Annotated in this window: 14 protein-coding genes; 5 read left to right on the top strand and 9 right to left on the bottom strand. The window is 72.6% G+C overall.

Annotated features, from left to right (window positions below; genetic code table 11):
* Window positions 1-85 precede the first annotated feature (85 nt).
* Together ACSNN8_RS14420 and ACSNN8_RS14415 are read left to right on the top strand one after the other, a co-directional pair.
* Window positions 86-679, top strand: coding sequence for a TetR/AcrR family transcriptional regulator (locus tag ACSNN8_RS14420; protein WP_436649684.1), 594 nt, complete (start codon window positions 86-88; stop codon window positions 677-679).
* A gap of 114 nt (window positions 680-793) precedes the next feature.
* Window positions 794-1,420 (top strand): dihydrofolate reductase family protein, encoded by a 627-nt coding sequence (locus tag ACSNN8_RS14415; RefSeq protein WP_436649683.1) that lies wholly within the window; start codon window positions 794-796, stop codon window positions 1,418-1,420.
* 140 nt (window positions 1,421-1,560) lie between these two features.
* On the opposite strand, the gene ACSNN8_RS14410 is transcribed toward ACSNN8_RS14415, so the two are convergent.
* A complete protein-coding gene (locus tag ACSNN8_RS14410) occupies window positions 1,561-2,691 on the bottom strand; it encodes an FAD-binding oxidoreductase (protein WP_436649682.1) in 1,131 nt (376 codons plus the stop codon).
* Between the two features lie 165 nt (window positions 2,692-2,856).
* Here ACSNN8_RS14410 and ACSNN8_RS14405 point away from each other — a divergent pair, with 165 nt between their 5' ends.
* Entirely contained in the window at window positions 2,857-4,941 is a 2,085-nt protein-coding gene (locus ACSNN8_RS14405) for a S9 family peptidase (RefSeq protein ID WP_436649681.1), read from the top strand.
* Here ACSNN8_RS14405 and ACSNN8_RS14400 read toward each other — a convergent pair.
* Genes ACSNN8_RS14400 through ACSNN8_RS14390 form a run of 3 tightly spaced genes read right to left on the bottom strand, consistent with a single transcriptional unit; the run spans window position 4,938 to window position 7,647 of the window.
* Complete coding sequence (locus ACSNN8_RS14400) at window positions 4,938-6,428, bottom strand: FtsX-like permease family protein (protein WP_436649680.1); 1,491 nt, start codon at window positions 6,426-6,428, stop codon at window positions 4,938-4,940. The two genes, ACSNN8_RS14405 and ACSNN8_RS14400, sit on opposite strands and share 4 nt — an antisense overlap.
* Window positions 6,425-7,114: an ABC transporter ATP-binding protein gene (locus tag ACSNN8_RS14395; protein WP_436649679.1), complete on the bottom strand. Its 690-nt coding sequence runs from the start codon at window positions 7,112-7,114 to the stop codon at window positions 6,425-6,427. Before ACSNN8_RS14395 ends, ACSNN8_RS14400 begins: the two co-directional genes overlap by 4 nt.
* On the bottom strand, window positions 7,111-7,647 hold the full coding sequence (locus ACSNN8_RS14390) for a PadR family transcriptional regulator (protein ID WP_436649678.1): 537 nt from the start codon (window positions 7,645-7,647) through the stop codon (window positions 7,111-7,113). Before ACSNN8_RS14390 ends, ACSNN8_RS14395 begins: the two co-directional genes overlap by 4 nt.
* Before the next feature lie 131 nt (window positions 7,648-7,778).
* Here ACSNN8_RS14390 and ACSNN8_RS14385 point away from each other — a divergent pair, with 131 nt between their 5' ends.
* Window positions 7,779-10,814, top strand: a complete 3,036-nt coding sequence (locus tag ACSNN8_RS14385) for an FG-GAP repeat domain-containing protein (protein ID WP_436649677.1) — start codon at window positions 7,779-7,781, stop codon at window positions 10,812-10,814.
* Between the two features lie 15 nt (window positions 10,815-10,829).
* Window positions 10,830-13,835: an FG-GAP repeat domain-containing protein gene (locus ACSNN8_RS14380; RefSeq protein ID WP_436649676.1), complete on the top strand. Its 3,006-nt coding sequence runs from the start codon at window positions 10,830-10,832 to the stop codon at window positions 13,833-13,835.
* 1 nt (window position 13,836) lies between these two features.
* On the opposite strand, the gene ACSNN8_RS14375 is transcribed toward ACSNN8_RS14380, so the two are convergent.
* Genes ACSNN8_RS14375 through ACSNN8_RS14355 form a run of 5 tightly spaced genes read right to left on the bottom strand, consistent with a single transcriptional unit; the run spans window position 13,837 to window position 18,569 of the window.
* A complete protein-coding gene (locus ACSNN8_RS14375) occupies window positions 13,837-15,366 on the bottom strand; it encodes a SpoIIE family protein phosphatase (protein WP_436649675.1) in 1,530 nt (509 codons plus the stop codon).
* Window positions 15,363-16,688 (bottom strand): sensor histidine kinase, encoded by a 1,326-nt coding sequence (locus tag ACSNN8_RS14370; protein ID WP_436649674.1) that lies wholly within the window; start codon window positions 16,686-16,688, stop codon window positions 15,363-15,365. Before ACSNN8_RS14370 ends, ACSNN8_RS14375 begins: the two co-directional genes overlap by 4 nt.
* Window positions 16,689-16,717: 29 nt before the next feature.
* Complete coding sequence (locus ACSNN8_RS14365) at window positions 16,718-17,749, bottom strand: ATP-binding SpoIIE family protein phosphatase (RefSeq protein ID WP_436649673.1); 1,032 nt, start codon at window positions 17,747-17,749, stop codon at window positions 16,718-16,720.
* Window positions 17,746-18,150, bottom strand: a complete 405-nt coding sequence (locus ACSNN8_RS14360) for an anti-sigma regulatory factor (protein WP_436649672.1) — start codon at window positions 18,148-18,150, stop codon at window positions 17,746-17,748. Before ACSNN8_RS14360 ends, ACSNN8_RS14365 begins: the two co-directional genes overlap by 4 nt.
* A complete protein-coding gene (locus tag ACSNN8_RS14355) occupies window positions 18,147-18,569 on the bottom strand; it encodes an STAS domain-containing protein (protein ID WP_436649671.1) in 423 nt (140 codons plus the stop codon). The genes ACSNN8_RS14360 and ACSNN8_RS14355 overlap by 4 nt, the downstream gene beginning before the upstream one ends.

The raw sequence follows: 18,569 nt of genomic DNA, 5'->3' as shown, positions 1-18,569 counted from the left end.
CCACTCCTCGCGGTATCGTGGCTCAAGCGGAAAGGCTTTCCGAAAATATACGGAAAGCTTTTCCGGATAAGCAAGAGGAGTGATCGTGACCGACGACACCACCGACGCGCGGGCGCCGCGCCGGATGCGCACCGACGCACGGCGCAACGTCGAGGCGCTGCTCGAAGCAGCCAAGACCGTCTTCGTCACCTCCGGCGTGGACGCCCCCGCGAAGGAGATCACCGACCTGGCCGGCGTCGGGGTGGGCACGCTCTACCGGCATTTCCCGCAGCGCTCCGACCTGATCAAGGCCGTGATCGAGCGCGAGATCGACGCCTGCGCCGACGCGGCTCCCGCGCTGGCCGCATCTCACGAGCCGGGCGTCGCCCTGGCGCAGTGGCTCGACCGGCTCGCCGCCTTCGTCGCCACCAAGCGCGGCTTCGCCGCGGCACTGCACAGCGGCGACCCGGCATACGACGGCCTCTCCGGCTATCTGCTGGACAAGCTGGGGCCGGCTCTCGCATCCCTGCTCGACACCGCCGCCGCCTCCGGCGCGGTCCGCGCCGGAATCAGCCCGCGGGACCTGCTCTATGCGGTGGCCAAGCTGTGCGCGCCCCTGCCCGGTGAGCAATCCGACTACGGCCGTCGCATGGTGGCCCTCCTCGTCGACGGCCTCCGGTCCGCCGACGCCCAGCGCTGACTGCCGCCCCTCAGCGCTGCTCCACGAACACCCGTGGCCACGCCGATCCTTCGCCGCCCGCCAAGCCGCCCATTCGCACCTTTGGGACGGTTATTTCGTGGCATGGTGTTTCTCATGGCGAAAACTCAGTACTACACGGCGACGAGCATCGACGGCTATATCGCCGACGAGAACAACTCGCTGGAGTGGCTCTTCGACGTCGACGGGGGCAACGAGAACCCGTTCGGCGGGTTCTTCGCGGGTGTCGGCGCGTTCGCCATGGGCGCGACCACCTACGAGTGGGTGCTGCAGAACGACAACGTGCTCGCCGAGCCGCAGAACTGGCACGACCTGTACGGCGACATCCCGTGCTGGGTCTTCGCCAACCGCGAGCTGCCGCTGGTGCCCGACGCCAACATCTTCATGGTCAGCGGCGACGTGAAGCGCGTGCACGAGGCCATGCTGGTGGCGGCCAAGGGCAAGAACGTCTGGCTCGTCGGCGGCGGCGACCTGGTGGGCCAGTTCGTCGACCAGGGGCTGCTCGACGAGATCATCCTGGGCATCGCCCCGGTCGTGCTCGGCGGCGGCGCTCCCCTGCTGCCCCGGCACCTGACCGCGCGGCACCTCGCCCTCACCGGCACCGCGCAGGTCGGCCGCTTCGCCTACCTGACCTACGCGGTCGGCAACGAGCCCATCCCGGACCGCCACCCGACCGCCGACGCCCACCGCTACGCCGTCCTGCACGCGGGCGCCTCCGCCTAGCCCGCCCGCGGTCCGGCGCGGCCGGGGACCGCGGGCCTGGAGAGGAAAGGCGGAGGACCGCGGGCGCGCTTGGAAAAGAAGCCGGCACCGCGGGCCTCAAGAGAAGCCGGGCCCGGAGAAGGAGCGGCGACCGCCGGGCGTCAGAAGAAGTCGTGCGGGCCGGCCATCTCGAGCTCGCCCGCCAGCTCGGGCGGCGCCACGACCGGCACGACCCGCCCGCCGCGGGCCAGCAGCACATGGCGCAGGCTGTCGAGGATGCCGCGCACCCGGTCGGGGGCCAGCGTGCCCGGCAGCACCGCGTGGACGCTGCCCAGCCCGGCCGAGCCGCGCACCGGCACGGGCCCGCCCGCGGCGTCGCTCAGGGCGTAGAGCGCCGCGGCCAGGTCGTCGGGGGCGACCGACAGGCGCAGGGCCAGGTCGTCGCGGCGGAACGGGTAGACGCCCCACCACGGCGGCGCGATCGGGGTGACCACGGCTCCGGCGCCCCACGCCGCGGCCAGCCGCTCGGCCTGCTCGACCGCGGCGGCCTCCTGGCCCTCGAACAGCGCGGCCAGCGTGCCGCGCTGACCGCCGGCGGGGAGGTCGGCCTCGACGGCGCTGGGCCGCATGCCGCCGGCGGCGTCGATCAGCTTGCCGAGCTGCATCGGGGTGGGCACGGCGACGCCGACCCAGCGGCGGGCCTGCGGCAGCGGCTGCAGGCGCAGCGTCGCCGAGGTGATCACGCCGTCGATCTCGGCCAGGCCGGGGCGGCCGTCCTCGCCGTCGGACTCGGCGACCTCGCCGGAGCGGTCGACGTACGCGACCCGGTCGACGTGCTCGGCGGGAGTGCCGAAGCGGTGGCGCAGCGGGCCGGACTCGTTGACGGCCAGCATGCCGCCGACGGTGGCCGTGGGCGACGGCGGATCGACCGGCAGCCGCTGGCCGTGCAGCGCGAGCGCGGCTTGCAGGGCTCGTACGGGGGTGCCGGTCGCGACCTCGGCGGTGGCGCGGTCGACATCGTGGTCCCACATGCCGTTGAGGCGGCCGGTGTCGAGCAGGATGCCGACGGCGTCGCGGGGGGCGCCCCAGCCGATCTTCGACCCGCTGCCCCGGGGCAGGACGCTGCGGCCCAGGTCGGCGGCGAGGCGCAGCACGTCGGCGACGGCCTGCGGGGTGGCGGGCACGGCGACGTGGCCGGCGCGGCGGCCGGAAACCGTGTCGGTGGAGCGCGCGACGCGGGCGTAATCGGGGCCGCAGATGTCCACAAGCGCGGTCAGCACCTGGTCAGTCACGTCGCGGTTCCCGTCTTCTCAGCTCGCGTCCCGGTGGTGGCGATCCATCGACGAATCCGAAGATCGTCCACTCTGGCATATCGTACACGTGTTCGAACGGGCAAGGTCCAGCGCGCAAGAAGTAAAGAAGCCGGGGAAACCGGACCGCCCGGTAACCTAGGCCGCGTGACGAACCCGACTCCTGCCAGCCCGCCCACGGTCCGCCAGGCGCCCGCCGAGCGCACGTTCCACGGCGACACCGTCGTCGACGAGTACTCGTGGCTGGCCGACAAGGAGAACCCCGAGACCATCGCCTATCTCAAGGCCGAGAACGCCTGGACCGACCGGGCGACGGCCCACCTCGGCGAACTGCGGGACAGGGTCTTCAACGAGATCAGGAGCCGCACGCAGGAGACCGACCTGAGCGTGCCCAGCCGCAAGGGCGCGTACTGGTACTACACGCGCACCGAGGAGGGCAAGCAGTACGGCATCCACTGCCGCGTGCCGGTGCGTGCGGGCGAGACCGACCCGCCGTCGACCACCGACCAGCCGGGCGAGGAGGTGCTGCTCGACGGCAACGCGCTCGCCGAGGGCAAGGAGTTCTTCGCGCTGGGCACGTTCGACGTCAGCGTGGACGGCAACTGGCTGGCCTACTCCACCGACTTCACCGGCGACGAGCGGTTCACGCTGCGGGTCAAGGACCTGCGCACCGGCGAGGTGCTGCCCGACGAGGTGCCCGACACGTCGTACGGCTCCGCCTGGTCCGCCGACGGCAGCGCGCTGTTCTACATCACGGTCGACGAAGCTTGGCGCCCGTACCGCGTCTGGCGGCACACGATCGGCCGCCCCGCGACCGACGACGTGATCGTCTTCGAGGAGCCCGACGAGCGCTTCTGGGTCGGCGTCGGCCTCACCCGCAGCGAGAAGTTCGTGGTGATCGACGCGTCCAGCAAGGTCACCTCGGAGGTACGGGTCATCCCCGCCGAGACCCCGGCGGCGGAGCCGATCCTCATCGCCCCGCGCGAGCAGGGCGTGGAGTACTCGATCGAGCACCACGGCCACCGCTTCCTCGTGCTGCACAACCGTGACGCCGAGGACTTCGCGCTGGCGTACACGTCGGCCGACAACCCCGGCGACTGGGTCGAGATGATCCCGCACGAGCCCGGCACGCGGCTGGAGTCGGTGGACGCGTTCGCCCGGCACATCGTGGTCTCGCAGCGGCGCGCCGGCCTGACCGGCCTGCGGGTGATCACCGACGGCAGCACCGACGCGTACGAGATGGAGTTCCCCGAGCCGATCTACAGCGTCGGGCTCGCCGGCAACCCGGAGTACGAGACCGCGACCGTACGCATCAGCTACACCTCGATGGTGACGCCGGAGTCCGTCTACGACGTCGACCTGACGACGCGCTCGATGACGCTGCGCAAGCGCAAGCCGGTGCTGGGCGGCTACGACCCCGCCGACTACGAGCAGTTCCGCGAGTGGGCCCAGGCGCCCGACGGCACCCAGGTGCCCATCTCGATCGTCGCGCGCAAGGGCACCCCGCGCGACGGCACGGCGCCCGCCCTGCTGTACGGCTACGGCTCGTACGAGATCAGCGTCGACCCGTACTTCTCGGTCGCCCGCCTCTCGCTGCTCGACCGCGGCGTGGTCTTCGCGATCGCCCACATCCGTGGCGGTGGCGAGATGGGCCGCCGGTGGTACGAGCAGGGCAAGCTGCTGGCGAAGCGCAACACGTTCACCGACTTCGTCGCGTGCGCGCAGACGCTCGTCCGCAAGGAATGGACGTCCGCGGACCGGTTGGTGGCGCGCGGCGGCTCGGCCGGTGGCCTGCTGATGGGGGCGGTCGCGAACCTGGCCCCCGAGGCCTTCGCGGCGATCGTGGCCGAGGTGCCCTTCGTCGACCCGCTGACCAGCATCCTCGACCCGTCGCTGCCGCTCACCGTCACGGAGTGGGAGGAGTGGGGCAACCCGATCGAGTCAGCCGAGGTGTACGCGTACATGAAGGCGTACAGCCCGTACGAGAACGTCGGCAAGCTGCCCTACCCCAAGATCCTGGCCATGACCAGCCTGAACGACACCCGGGTGCAGTACCACGAGCCCGCCAAGTGGATCGCCCGGCTGCGCGCGGTCGCCCCGGACGGCGACTACCTGCTCAAGACCGAGATGGACTCCGGGCACAGCGGCCCCAGCGGCCGCTACGACGCCTGGAAGGAGGAGGCCTTCGTGCTGGCCTGGGTGCTCGACGTGCTCGGGCTCGCCGGCCGCTAGCCGACGCGCAGCTCCTCGAGGTCGGTGCTGCTCCGCAGGACCAGCAGGGCGACACCGGCCGCGAGGAGCATGGCGAGCAGCGCGCCGCCGCCGAGCAGCGCCATCCGGTCCACCGGGATGGGCACCTGCATCTCGACCAGCGGCAGCGAGACGGTGCGGGTGGCGCAGGTCGCCGCGTCCGCCTTCGGGTCGATGCACTCGGTCCAGCTCATGCCGCCGGCCGAGACGTCCACCCCGGTCAGCCGGATGAGCACCCCGCCCGCGCACAGTGCCAGCAGCAGCGCGGGTATCAGTGGCGTCAGCGTCTGCCAGAGCAGCGCGGCCGAGAGCGTACGCCGGGGAACGCCCGTCGCGGTCAGCGCGGCGTACGTCCGCCGGCGGGCCACGATGCTCTCGGAGAGCGCCACGAGCACGCCCGCGGCGGCCATGAACGCGCTGATCACGACGGCGAGCACGACCAGGTCGACTGCTCCGGTGTAGAACTCGCGGTCGCCGGTGAGGCCCATCCCGATCGCGGCGGGGTTGAGCTCGGCGAGCCGGTCGTACGCGGCGAACTCCGTCTCGATCTGCGCGCCGAAGCCCAGCGCCACCGACCCGACGATGAGCGCGGCCAGCATCGCCGCGAGCGTCCGGCTGCCCAGCCACGGATCGGTGATCAGCTGCTGCCCGGCCAGCAGCGTGGCCGGCCCCCGGCCGAAGCGGCGCAGCAGCCGCCCGGTGGTGTGCGAGATCCAGCCGACGCCGAGGACGACGGCGAGCACGGTCGTCACCAGGCCGGCGGCGAGCAGCGCGAGGACGAGGTCGTCGGGCATGCGGACCCGCTCGCCGATGCCCGCGGGCAGCCAGAAGCACACCACGCCGATGCCGAGCAGCAGTCCCGGCCAGGGCCGCGGGCCGTGGTCGCGGGTCACCCGGCGGGTCACCCCGAGCGGTGTGACGATCACCCGCCGCATCAGCGCCGCGCCGATCAGCCCGGCGACCACCGGCACGGCGAGCGCCGGGAGCACGATGACCGGCGCCGGGGGCAGCACGTCGGTGGGCAGCGCCAGCAGGCCGTCCGTGCCCGCGCCGGGCAATGCCAGGCGCAGGGACAGGTAGCCCACGATGCCGAGCGCCGCCCCTGCCGTACCGGCTACCACGGTCTCGGCCGTGGCGATCAGCACCGCCTCGCGCGGGGTCGCCCCGGCCAGCCGGATGGCGGCCAGCCGCCGGTCGCGAGCCGGCGCGCCGATCCGGACGCACTGCCCGGCCAGCGCCAGCACCGGCACCGCGACCAGCACGAGCGCGGTCACCACGCCGGGACGCAGGCCGGGCTCGACCAGCAGGTTGTTGGTGTACCGCTCGGCGTACCCCGAGATGGCGCCGACCGTGGCGGCGGCCAGCAGCACGCCGACCGCGAGGGCCGTGCTCGCCGCGGTGAGCGCACCGCGCAGCACGTCGGTGCGGGTGCCGGCGATGGCGAGCCGGGCCAGCGTGCCGGGCCTCACGAGCGCGCCCCGAGGCCCAGGCCGCTGGGGTCGAGCGTGCCGTCGCGCAGCGCGATCTCGCGGTCCGCGTACGCCGCGACCTGCGCCTCGTGCGTGACCAGCACGACCGAGGTGCCGTGCTCGCGCACCACCCGGACGATCTCGGCGAGCACCTGTTCGCCGGTGAGCACGTCGAGCGCGCCGGTCGGCTCGTCGGCGAACAGCACCCGCGGCTCGGTGACCAGCGCCCGGGCCGTCGCGCAGCGCTGCTGCTGGCCGCCGGACATGGTGCCGGGCCGCTTGTCGGCCAGCTCGGCCACCCCGAGCCGGTCGAGCCAGCCGAGCGCCGCCTGCCGCGCTGCTCGCCGCCCCGAGCCGGCGAGCAGCAGCGGCAGGGCGACGTTCTCGGCCGCGGTCAACTCGGGCACCAGCTGTCCGAACTGGAACAGCACCCCGAAGTCGGTGCGCCGCAGCCGGGACCGGGCCGCCTCGGACCAGAGCCCGATGTCCTGGTCGCGATAGACGACCTGGCCCGCGTCGGCGCGCAGGATGCCGGCCAGGCAGTGCAGCAGCGTGGACTTGCCGCACCCGCTGGGCCCGGTGACGGCGACGATCTCGCCCGGGCCGACCGCGACGTCGACGCCACGCAGCGCCGGTGTGGCGCCGAAGCTCCTGGTGATCCCCGTTCCGCTGAGCAGAGCGCTCACGTCGTCACTTCCTTCTGCAGTTCGGCGACCCGCGTCAGGGTGGTCTGCAGCCACCGCAGGTCGGCGTCGAGATGGCCGAGCGCGTAGTCGGCGGCCACCCGGTCGGCGAGGGTCGCGCCGGCCCGGGTCTTGACCTTGGTGAGCTCGCGCATCCGCGCCAGGTGCGCCGCGCGCTGGGCGGTCAGGTAATCGCGCGCCCGGCCGGCGTCCGCCACGAGCAGCGCGACGATCACCTTGGTGAACAGCTCGCTGGTCACGTAGGGCGCGGGCGGCTCGACAGTGGACAGCCACCGGTCGAGGTGGCCGCGGCCGGACTCGGTCAGCGCGTACGACGTCCGGTCCGGGCCGGCCTCGCGATCCTGCCCCGAGTCGACGACGTAGCCGTCGCGCTGCAGGCGGCCGAGGGTCGCGTAGACCTGCCCGAACGCGAGCGGCTTGGCCTGCGGCAGCCGCTCGTCGTGCACGCGCTTGAGGTCGTACCCGTGCCGGGGACCCGCGGCGAGCAAGCCGAGCAAAACGTGCGCAGTGGACATGACACTCACTATTCACTGAATGAATAGCTGGCGTCAAGGAGGCCGGTTGAAACGGCCGTCATGAATGTCTACGATCCGCGGGCGGACCGGTGTCCCAATCACCCCGGTCGCTGGAACTCAACGGGGAACAAATGAAAAAAGCCCTCGCGGCAACCATCGGCAGCGTCCTGGCGGCAGCCGGGCTGGCCGTGCCCGGCATCGCCCCAGCGGCCACCGCGCCTTCCGAGGTCAAGGTGATACCCGCTCCCGTCAGCGCCTCCTACCCCACCGACACCCCGGCCTTCGCGGGCGAGACCGGCTTTCTGCACCGCCGCCTCTCGAGCTCGCCGTGGCTGTGGACCACGTACGCCGACCGCCGCACGACGGTGGTCGAGGCGCTGGGAACCCTGGCGCCCACCGCCTTCACGTCGGCGGGCGGCGACACCGTCGTCCTCAACACCTCGGCGCCGGACCACCCGGTCACCGACATGACCCGGCAGGCTCTCGACCTCGGCACGATGACCTGGCGTGAAGTGGCCCTGGGCGCCAACGCGAGCCTCAACCGCCTGCTGGGCGACTCCACCCTGGTGATCGAGCAGGGCACCCCGTCGTCCGTGCCGGAGCTCCGCCGGCTCGCCGCGGACGGCTCGTCCACGCCGGTGCCGATCACCGGCGTCCCCGAGGGCACGACCGGGATCCTGATCCTGGCCGGCGACGCCAGGAGCGCCCTGCTGGGGCTCGGGCACCCCTCCGGAGGCAGGTTCGGGCTGCTCGACGTCGCCTCCGGCCGGATCGCCCTGCTGCCGTTCGGTCCCATCGCCTCGGGCGGGTACTGGTACGAGCTCTCCGGCGAAGCGGTGGCGATCATCCACAGCACCACGGACGCCACCACGGCGTACGTCTTCCCGCGCGCCGAGGTGCTCGACGGCACCGCGACCACCCCGGAACCCATCGCGCTGCCGCACCCCACCAACAACAACCGCACGGCGCTGGCCGGCCGTGATCTCGTCGTCGCCACCGGCAGCGAGACGATCTCCGTGACCCGCCGCACCCCGGGCAGCACCGAGCCCGCCCCGATCGTGCCCGAGGCGGCGTTGCCGCTCGTGCAGGGCCCCGACGGCGTGCTGCTCGCGGGCGGCACCGGCCGTGGCGACTGGTCGATGCGCAAGGTGACCGAGGCCGGCGCCTCCGTCGTGCTGCCGCTGGCCACCCAGGTCAACGCGGGCGTCACGCTCTCCGCCGGGGTGCTGCGGCACACCGTCGCCGCGCCCCGGCCCGGCGAGGGAGCCGCCTACCGCCTCGTCGCCGAGCAGCTCGGCCCGGGCGCGCCCGGCACGGGATCGGCGGTCAACAGCTACCCGCTGATCGACCCCGTGCCGTGCCAGGCCGGCGCGACCTGCGTCCGCATGGTCGACGGGTCGAACAGCGGTTCCGCCTACGTCGGCCGCGACGGCGAGGGTCTGACGCTGCGGTCCTCCGACCCCGCCATCACCGCCCGTCCGGTCGGTGCGGACGCCCGGGTGGTCGACGCCTCCCCCAACTACCGGGTGGTCAACACCGCGACGTCGCAGCAGGTCTTCGGCGCCGACGGCCCCACCTCGACCCCCGATCAGGGCGCCGTGGCGTCGGCGCTGTGGTTCGACTCGCTCTTCCGCGCCCGGCCGAACGGCGGCTTCGAGGCGTGGCACCTGCCGACCGGCAACAAGGCCCCGGGTGTCAGCACCGGCTCCACCTGCCGGATCACCGAGCTGCAGGCCGTGGGCAGGCACGTCTACTGGACCTGCGGCCCCGAGGGCCCGGCCGGCATCGTGGACCTGACCTTCCAGGGCGAGAACCTCAACGTCATCACGCTGCCCGCCGGGCAGTACCTGCTCGGCGACAACTACCTGGTCCGGCACGACGCGAACGGCGCCCTGCTGCGCTACGACATCACCGGCAACAAGCTCGGCGAGCCGGCGACCATGGCCACCTTCCCGCGCGGCGACCTGGCCGACGACCGCAACATCACCTGGGCCGTCGACCGGTTCGGCGGCGACGTCGCGTGGGTCGACGCCGAGAACGCCGTGCACATCGTGGACCCCGGCGTCGCCCCGTCCGCCCCGTCGGCCCTCGGCACGTCCTCGGCCACCCCCGACGACCTGAGCCTGCCCGGCACCCTCCGGGTCAAGGCGCAGCTGTCCCGGCCGGTCACCGCGACCGCGCTGACGATCACCCAGGTGCGTACCGGCCGGAGCGTCAAGGTGGCCGGCGGTGCGGTCCGGGTGACGGCGAACCTCACCTGGGACGGCGTCTTCGGCGACGACCGGGCCGCCAAGGGCCCGTACCGGTGGACGCTGGTGGCCGGTGTGGACGGCGTCGACACCGACGCTGCTACCGGCGTGTTCACCGTGGGCTGCGGCGGCAAGCCGATGCTGCACAGCTACGAGTGCACCAGCCAGCCCTCGCTGCTCGCGCTCACCAGCGCCTCGACCGGTCAGAGCGCCTGGCAGTTCACCCAGCGGCTCGGCGACAACGGCACGAGCCTGACCGCGGGCGGCGCCGAGTCGCTGGGCGCGATCACCGGCCTGGTCCCGTTCGGCGACATCAGCAAGGACTACAAGAACGACCTGCTCGTACGCCGCTCCGACGGCTCACTGCGCGTCTACCTCGGCGGCGAGCAGCCACCTTTCGGCAGCAACACGTCGCTGCTGATCCCCGGCAACTGGAACGCCTACGACGCCCTCGTGCACACCGGCGACCTCACCGGCGACAACCAGTCCGACCTCGTCGTCCGCGACCGCGCGTCGGGCTCGTTGCTCCTCCACCCCGGCAACGGCAAGGGCGGCTTCGGCGCCGCGGTGAAGATCGAGGGTGGTTACAAGGGCTACAGCAAGGTCGTCGGGCCCGGCGACATCAACGGCGACGGCAAAGCCGACCTGATGCTGCAGTACGACCCCACCAGCACCATGTACGCCCTCTACGGCAACGGCAACGGCACGTTCCAGGCCGGACTCAAGGTCGTGGGCACCGGCTGGCTCGGCTACAACGCCGTGATCGGCATCGGCGACCTCAACGACGACGGCAGGAACGACCTCGTCCTGCGCGACACCGCCGGCAACCTGTTCCGCCGACTCGGCACCGGCACCGGCACGTTCGGCAACCGCGCCCAGATCGGCACCGGCTACCAGCAGTACGCCGGCATCTACTGAGACAACGGGTAAATCATGAGAAGAGCTCTAGCGGCATCCGTCGGCGGCGCAGTCGTCGCCGCCGGGTTGTCCCTCCCGGGCGTCGCCCAGGCGGCCACGGCACCGACCGAGATCAAGGTCGTGCCCGCGCCCACCGTCCCGGCCACCTACGTCACCGACACACCGATCTTCGCCGGCGCGACCGGCTTCCTGCACCGGCGCACCACCACCTCGGGTCTGCTGTGGACGACGTACGCCGATCGCAGGACGACCGCGGTGGACGAGCTGAACAACGTGCCCAACGCCGCGATCTCGCCCGCCGGCGGCGACACCGTGCTGGTGTTCGCCTCCGTGCCGGGTCGCCCGAGCCCCACCGGCACCCGGCCCTCGCTGAACCTGAGCACGCGGGCCTGGCGCGACGTTCCGGCCACGGGCACCATCGCCTACAGCCGCCAGATGGGCGACACGGTGGTGGCGATCGACCCCGCCGCGACGCCGGACACGGTCGAGCTGCGTCGCGTCGCGGCCGACGGGTCGTGGATCGCCGCGCCGGTCACCGGCGTCCCTGACGGCACCACGACGATGAGCGTCGTGGCCAACGACGGCGACGGAGCGGTGCTGCGGTTCGACAACGCCGACGGCACCCGGTACGGGCTGCTCGATGCCGCCTCCGGCGAGGTCGACCTGCTGCCCGCCGTCCCGGTCGCGGGCCGCGTCGTGCTCACCGACGACCGCATCGGGCTGCTCACCACCACGGTCGTCCGCAGCTTCATCCGCACCGCGGTCGCCGCCGGCACCCCGGGCGAGCCGGACGTCGTCACGCTGCCGGTCGCCGTCCCGGTGACCAACCAGGGTCTGGCCGGCGACGACGTGATCGCCCCGCAGCCGGGCAGCGGCACCCAGCCGGTCATGGAGCGGCACACCGGCTCGGGCGAGCCGGCCGTCGTGGTGCCGCGAGCGCTGGCGGCCACCCTGCAGGCGCCGGACGGCGTGCTCTTCGTGGGCGGCACCAGCACCGGCGACTGGTCGATGCGCAAGGCGACCGCCACCGGCGAGTCGGCCCTGCTGCCGCTGTACGGCCCGACGGTCAACGCGGGCGTGACGCTGTCGCAGGGCGTGCTGCGGCACGTCGCGGCGCGGGCCGTGCCCGGCGAGGGCGTCTACCGGCTCTTCGCCGAGCAGATCGGCCCCGGTGCGCCCGGCACGGGATCGCCCGTGGCCGACGCCGACCTGGTGAGCCCGGTGCCGTGCGAGACGGACGCGTTCTGCGTCCGGATGGCCGACGGGTCGCTCCTCGGCTCGTCCTACATCAGCCGCGGCAGCACGGGATACTCGATGCGGTCCTCCGACCCGACCGGCTACGCCGTGCCCGTCGGGGCCGGCGCCAAGGTGATCGACGCCTCGCCCAACTTCCGGGTCGTGAACACCGCCACCACGCAGCAGGTCCTGCGCAACGGCACCGTCAATCAGTTCCCGGCCGATCCCGTCGCGCCCGCCGCGCTCTGGTTCGACTTCCTGTGGCGGGCCGAGCAGAACGGCGTCAAGGACTACAATCTTGGGCCGGCCGATTCGGGCAACCCGCCCATCGCCATCGGCTGCCCGGCCACCGAGGTGCAGGTCGTCGGCAACCGTCTGTACTGGACCTGCGGCGCTCAGGGCACGGCCGGCATCCTCGACCTCAAGGCCCGGCGCAACGTGATCACGCTGCCGGCCGGCCAGTTCCTGCTCGGCGACAACTACCTCGTCCGGCACGACGCGAGCGGTGCGCTCCTGCGCTACGACATCACCGGGAACACGCTCGGCGAGCCGGTCACCATGGCCACCTTCCCGCGCGGCGACCTGGCCGACGACCGCAACATCACCTGGGCCGTCGACAAGTTCGGCGGCGACGTCGCCTGGGTCGACGCCCAGAACGCCGTGCACATCGTCGACCCGGGTGTCGCTCCCTCGGCGCCGGTCGCCGAGCTCTCGTCGGCCACCCCGGCCAACCTCACGCTGCCCGGCACCCTGACCGTCACCGCGCAGCTGTCCCGGCCGGTCACCGCGACCGCGCTGATCATCACCCAGGTGCGTACGGGCCGGACCGTCCGGGTCACCGGCGGCGCAGCCCGGGTCGCGGCGACCGTCACCTGGGACGGTGCCTTCGGCGACGACCGGGCGGCCAAGGGCCCGTACCGCTGGACGCTCACGGCCACCGCGGACGGCACCGAGAGCACCGTCGCGACCGGCACCAGCACCTTCACCGTCGGCTGCGGTGGCAAGCCGCTGCTGCACAGCTACGAGTGCACCAGCCAGCCCTCGCTGCTCGCGCTCAACCAGACGACCGGTCAGGGCGCCTGGCAGTTCACCCGGCGGGTCACCGGCGACACGATCGGCCTGACCAGTGGTGGCAGCGAGTCGCTCGGGACGCTCACCGGACTGGTCCCGTTCGGCGACATCAGCAAGGACTACAAGAACGACCTGCTCGTACGCCGCTCCGACGGCTCACTGCGCGTCTACCTCGGCGGCGAGCAGCCCCCGTTCGGCAGCAACACGTCGCTGCTGATCCCCGGCAACTGGAACGCCTACGACGCCCTCGTGCACACCGGCGACCTCACCGGCGACGGCCAGTCCGACCTCGTCGTCCGGGAGCGGGCCTCGGGCTCGCTGTACTACTTCGCCGGCAACGGCAAGGGCGGCTTCGGCACCCCGGTCAAGATCGAGGGCGGCTACAAGGGCTACAGCAAGGTCGTCGGGCCCGGCGACATCAACGGCGACGGCAAGGCCGACCTGATGCTGCAGTACGACCCCACCAGCACCATGTACGCCCTCTACGGCAACGGCAACGGCACGTTCCAGGCCGGACTCAAGGTCGTGGGCACCGGCTGGCTCGGCTACAACAGCGTGATCGGCATCGGCGACCTCAACGAGGACGGCAGGAACGACCTGCTGATGCGCGACACCGCCGGAGTGCTGTATCGCAAGCTCGGCACCGGCACCGGCACGTTCGGCGACCGGGCCCAGATCGGCACCGGCTACCAGCAGTACACGGGGATCTACTGAGTCACCGGCGGCGCAGGGCGACGACCGCGATGTCGTCAGGTTGTTGCCCGGCGCCGCCGAGCTCCACCATCAGCCGCCGGCAGAACGCGTCCAGGTCGGGCTCCACCGATGCGGACGCGTTCGCCAGCGCCGTCAGGCCCACGTCGATGTCCGCGTCGCGACGCTCGACCAGGCCGTCGGTGTAGAGCACGAGCGTCCCGTCCGGCGGCAGCACGAACTCGAAGTCGCCGGGCCGGGACGCGTTGATGCCCAGCAGCGGCCCGTGCGGCTCGAGGAACCGTACGGCCTCGCCGGTGTGCAGCAGCGGCGGCAGGTGACCGGCGCTCGCCATCCGCACCTCGCCGGTGCCCGGGTCGAGCGTGAGCAGGCAGATGGTCGCGGAGTCGGCGGGCAGCACCGTCCGCATGAAATTGTTGACCAGCCTCAGCACGGTCGCCGGCGGGTGCCCCTCGACCGCGTACGCCCGTACGGCATGGCGCACCTCGGCCATCACCGTCGCGGCGTGCAACGAGTGGCCCGCGACGTCGCCGATCGCCACCAGCAGCTTGCCGTCGAGCATCGTGAGCTCGTAGAAGTCGCCGCCCACCTCGGTCTGCGCGCCCGCCGGCTCGTAGCGCACGGCCAGCTGCACGCCCGGCACGTCGGGCAGGTACGACTGCAGCAGGCTGCGCTGCAGGGTGACCGCGATCCGGTGCTCCTCGGCGAAGGACCGCTGCGCCTCGACCGCGGCGGCGACCGTCTGCGAGAGCTGGCGCAGCACCGGGAAGCCGGGGTTCTGGCTGCTGCTGCGCACGGCGACGTAGACGGGCGGCCGGTCGCTGCGCAGCCGGGCCGCGGCGACCGTCACCGACTCCCCCTCGGGCCACGTGACGACGTCCCACGCGGCGGTGTCGTCGACGCGTACGACCGATCCGACCGCGACGTCATCCACGGGCAGGGACCACGGGCGTACGACCGGAGGCGAGCCCGCCGCCGCGATCCCCTCACCGTCGACGGTCTCGGCCAGCACCACCACCGGACCGCCGAAGATCTCCTGCGCGCCCGCCGCGGCTGCCTCGATCAGGTCGGGCAACGTCGTCGCGGTGTTGATCGCCAGGGTGGTCTCGGCGAGACGCACCATGCGCGCGGCCAGCGACTCGGCGCGCCGCCGGGCCGAGTAGTAGCGCAGCACCGCCTGGGCGGTCGCGATCAGCTCGTCGGGTTCGATCGGTTCGACCAGGTACGCGTCGGCGCCGCGGTTGAGGCCCTGGGTGCGGTCGACGACGTCGACGGCGTGCGCCGACACGTGGATGACCGGCATGGTCCCGTACGCCGGGTCGGTCTTGATCCTCTCGCAGACGTCGAAGCCGCTCATGTCGGGCAGCTTGACGTCGAGGACCACCAGCTCGACGTCGGAGCCCGGCAGCATCCGCAGCGCCTCGCCGCCGGTCTCGGCCTGGCGGACCGTGAACCCGGCGCGGGTCAGCCAGCTCACCAGCAGGTAGCGCTTGGTGGCGCTGTCGTCGACGACGAGGACGGAGGCCGGATTCATGACGCCGGCAACCGCAACGTGAAGGTGCTGCCCTCCCCGGGCGTGGAGCGCACCCGCAGCGCGCCGCCGAGGATGCCGGCCAGCCGCCGCGCGTAGGGCAGGCCCAGCCCGGTGCCCTTGCCGTTGAGCGCCTTGCTGCCCGGCACCTGGTAGAACTCCTCGAAGATGCGCTCGTGCAGCTCGGCCGGGATGCCGGTGCCGGTGTCGGTCACCGTGAACTCGACGTCCGACTCCACGGGGCGCACGGCGAGCCGCACCTCCCCCTCGGCGGTGAACTTGAGCGCGTTGGTGAGCAGGTTGCGCAGCACCCGGGCGAGCAGGACCTCGTCGGAGCGCATCGACGCGACGGCCGGCTCGTCGATGCGGAAATCCACCTCGGGCCGGGTCGCGAGCGGCCGCAGCGTGCCGCGCAGCTGACCGAACATCGCCTTGAGGTCGACCTCCTCCCAGACCGGCTCCAGCCGGCCGGCCTCCGCCTTGGCGAGGTCGAGCAGGTCGTTGACCAGCGACAGCAGATCGCTCGACGAGCCGCGGATCAGGTCGACCTGGCGGCGCTGCTCGTCGGTGAGCGGGTCGGAGCCCTCGTCGGCGAGCAGGCGGCTCAGCCCGATCACCGCGGTGACCGGAGCGCGCAGCTCGTGGCTGACGTTGGCCAGGAACCGGCTCTTGGCCTCGCTGGCCGCGGCGAGCTGCTCCGACTTCTCGTCCAGCTCGGCGTAGAGCGCCACCACGCCGCGATTGGTCTCCTCCAGCTCCTCGGAGAGCTGGTGGTAGAGCGCCATGACGCCGCGGTTGGTCTCCTCCAGCTCGGCGTTGAGCCGAGCGAGCTCGTCGCGCTGCGCCCGCACCTCGTCGAGCGCGGCGATGAGCTGCTGGTTCTGCACGTTGAGCTCGTCGAGCGGGCTCCCCGGCACGTGCCGGGCCAACCCGGCGCGGATCTCGTCCATCCGTTCCTGGGTCAGCCTCGGCGCACTCGCCGGCAAACGTCGAGCCATCCAGACGACCGTACCGGTCCCATCGTTCTCGACCTCCAACATGTCCATAAGACGGCCCACATGGCCGAGCTCCGCCCGCAACTGCTGTTCGCCGCCGGACGACCGTCGCTCCACCGCCAGCCGCAGCGCGGTGGATACCCCGTCCTGTTGCACGGTGAACGTCACATCCGCATCGGTTCCGGCGGCCAGCACCACGCGGCTCACCTCGCTCAGCGCGGTCGCCAGCCGGGTCTGGTCCTGCTGCTCGAGACCGACCTCGCGGGCCACCTCACGGGCCAGCTGGCGGACGACGAACACGTCCTGCTCCACCCGCAGCCGCACGCGCATGAGCTCCGGCCCGTCCCCCGGCGGCCCGTTCACGGCAACCGGGCCACGAGCACGCCGGCGTCGTCACGCCGTACGCCCGCGTCACGCAGCACGGTTGCCGCGATCACCAGCGGCGAGTGCATGAGCAGGCCGGGATAGTCCATGACGTTCCACCGGTCGACCACGCCGTCGGAGTGCATCAGCACGATCGCGTCACGCGCCAGCGGGTAGTCGAACTCCTTGATCTGGCGCCGCTGGTGACCGGCGATGCCGGGCAGCGAGACCATGCCGCGCCGGGCGCCGAGCGGCGACACCACGGTCCCGGCGATGTTGCCGAGACCCGCGTACCGGATCAGGCCCGCGCCGGCGTCCAGCTCGGCGACGGCCACGGCGGCGCCCCGGGTGTGGCTGATCTTGCGGTGCAGCACCTCGAGCACGGCAGCCGGCGGGGCCGCCGGGGCCTCGGTGAACGCCCGGACCGCCTCGCGCGAGGCCACCGCGGCGAGCCCGCCGTGCCCCAGCCCGTCGCACATCATCACCTGGTAGCGGCCGTCGGTCTCCCGTACGGCGAAGGCGTCACCGCTGACCGGCTCACCGGTCAGCGGGCGGGTCAGCCCGGCCGCCCAGGTGTCCTCGGGCGGGTCGGCAGGCCAGACCTGGGCGGTGAGCACGGTGCCGCGGCCGGGCACGGAGTGCAGGTCGCACCGGGAGGCCTGGCGGACGATCGCGCCCAGCCCGATGCCGAGCGTGCCGGCGGTGGAATGCCCGTCGCCGAACGAGAAGGCCGGGTCGGCCATGCCGGGCCCGCTGTCGAGGGCGACCAGCTCGACGCCGGCCTGCCCGTCCGCGCGCACCGGGCGCAGCAGCACGACGCCCTGGTCGGCATGCTTGGCGAGGTTGCCGGCCACCTCGGCGGCCACGATCGAGAGATCGGCGATGCGGCGCTCGGGCATGCCGAGCTCCACGGCGAGCCGTTCGGCGGTCCGCCGTACGGTGGAGGCCGTCGGCGTCTCCTCCACCCGGAACCAGACTCCCCCGTCGAGAAGCCCCTCGGGTAGCGACGCCACCGCGCCTCCGCTCATCGGCACCACTTGGTCACGGTAATCCTCGTACCCTCGCCGACGGCGGTGACGATGTCGAACTCGTCGACGAGCCGCCGCGCGCCGCTCAGACCCAGCCCGAGCCCGCCGCCGGTCGTGTACCCGTCGGTGAAGGCCAGGTCGAGGTCGGCGATGCCGGGCCCCTCGTCGGCGAATACGATCCGGATGCCCTTGCGGCGGCCGTTGTCGACCGGGCTCACCTCGACCGATCCGCCGCCGCCGTAGACCAGGGTGTTACGCGCCAGCTCGCTGGCCGCGGTGACGAGCTTGGTCTGGTCGACCAGCGACAGCTTCACCGCGACCGCGAGCGAGCGCACGAGCTGCCGCACCCGCACCACGTCCTGGTCCGAGACGACTTCGATCCGCTGAACCTGCTCGTTCACGGCGTGAAGACCGCGGGCGTCTCGGCGTCACCCTCGTCCTCGTCGTCGTCACCGTCGTCGTCGGCGTCGCGCTCGCGGGCCAGCATCTCCATGCCGAGCTCGACGTTGAGGGCCGTGCGGATGCCGGGCAGCGACAGGCCCAGCTCGACGAGGGTGATCGCGACCGCGGGCCGCATGCCGACCACGACGGTGTCGGCGTCGAGCACCTTGGAGATCGCGGCGATCGTGGCGAGCGTACGGCCGACGAACGAGTCGACGATGTCGAGCGCGCTGATGTCGATGACCACCCCGTGGCAGCCGGTGGCCACGATGCGGTCGGCGAGGTCCTCCTGCAGCTGCAGGGCGACCTGGTCCTCCATGTCGATCTGGATGGAGACCAGCAGGATGTCGCCGATCTTGAGGACCGGTACGCGGTCCAC

Origin of the sequence: Actinoplanes sp. URMC 104 (genome assembly GCF_051386375.1) — a bacterium.
GTDB lineage: Bacteria > Actinomycetota > Actinomycetes > Mycobacteriales > Micromonosporaceae > Actinoplanes.
Note: the sequence above shows the minus strand (reverse complement) of the source record. Positions and strands in the feature narration are given on the sequence as shown.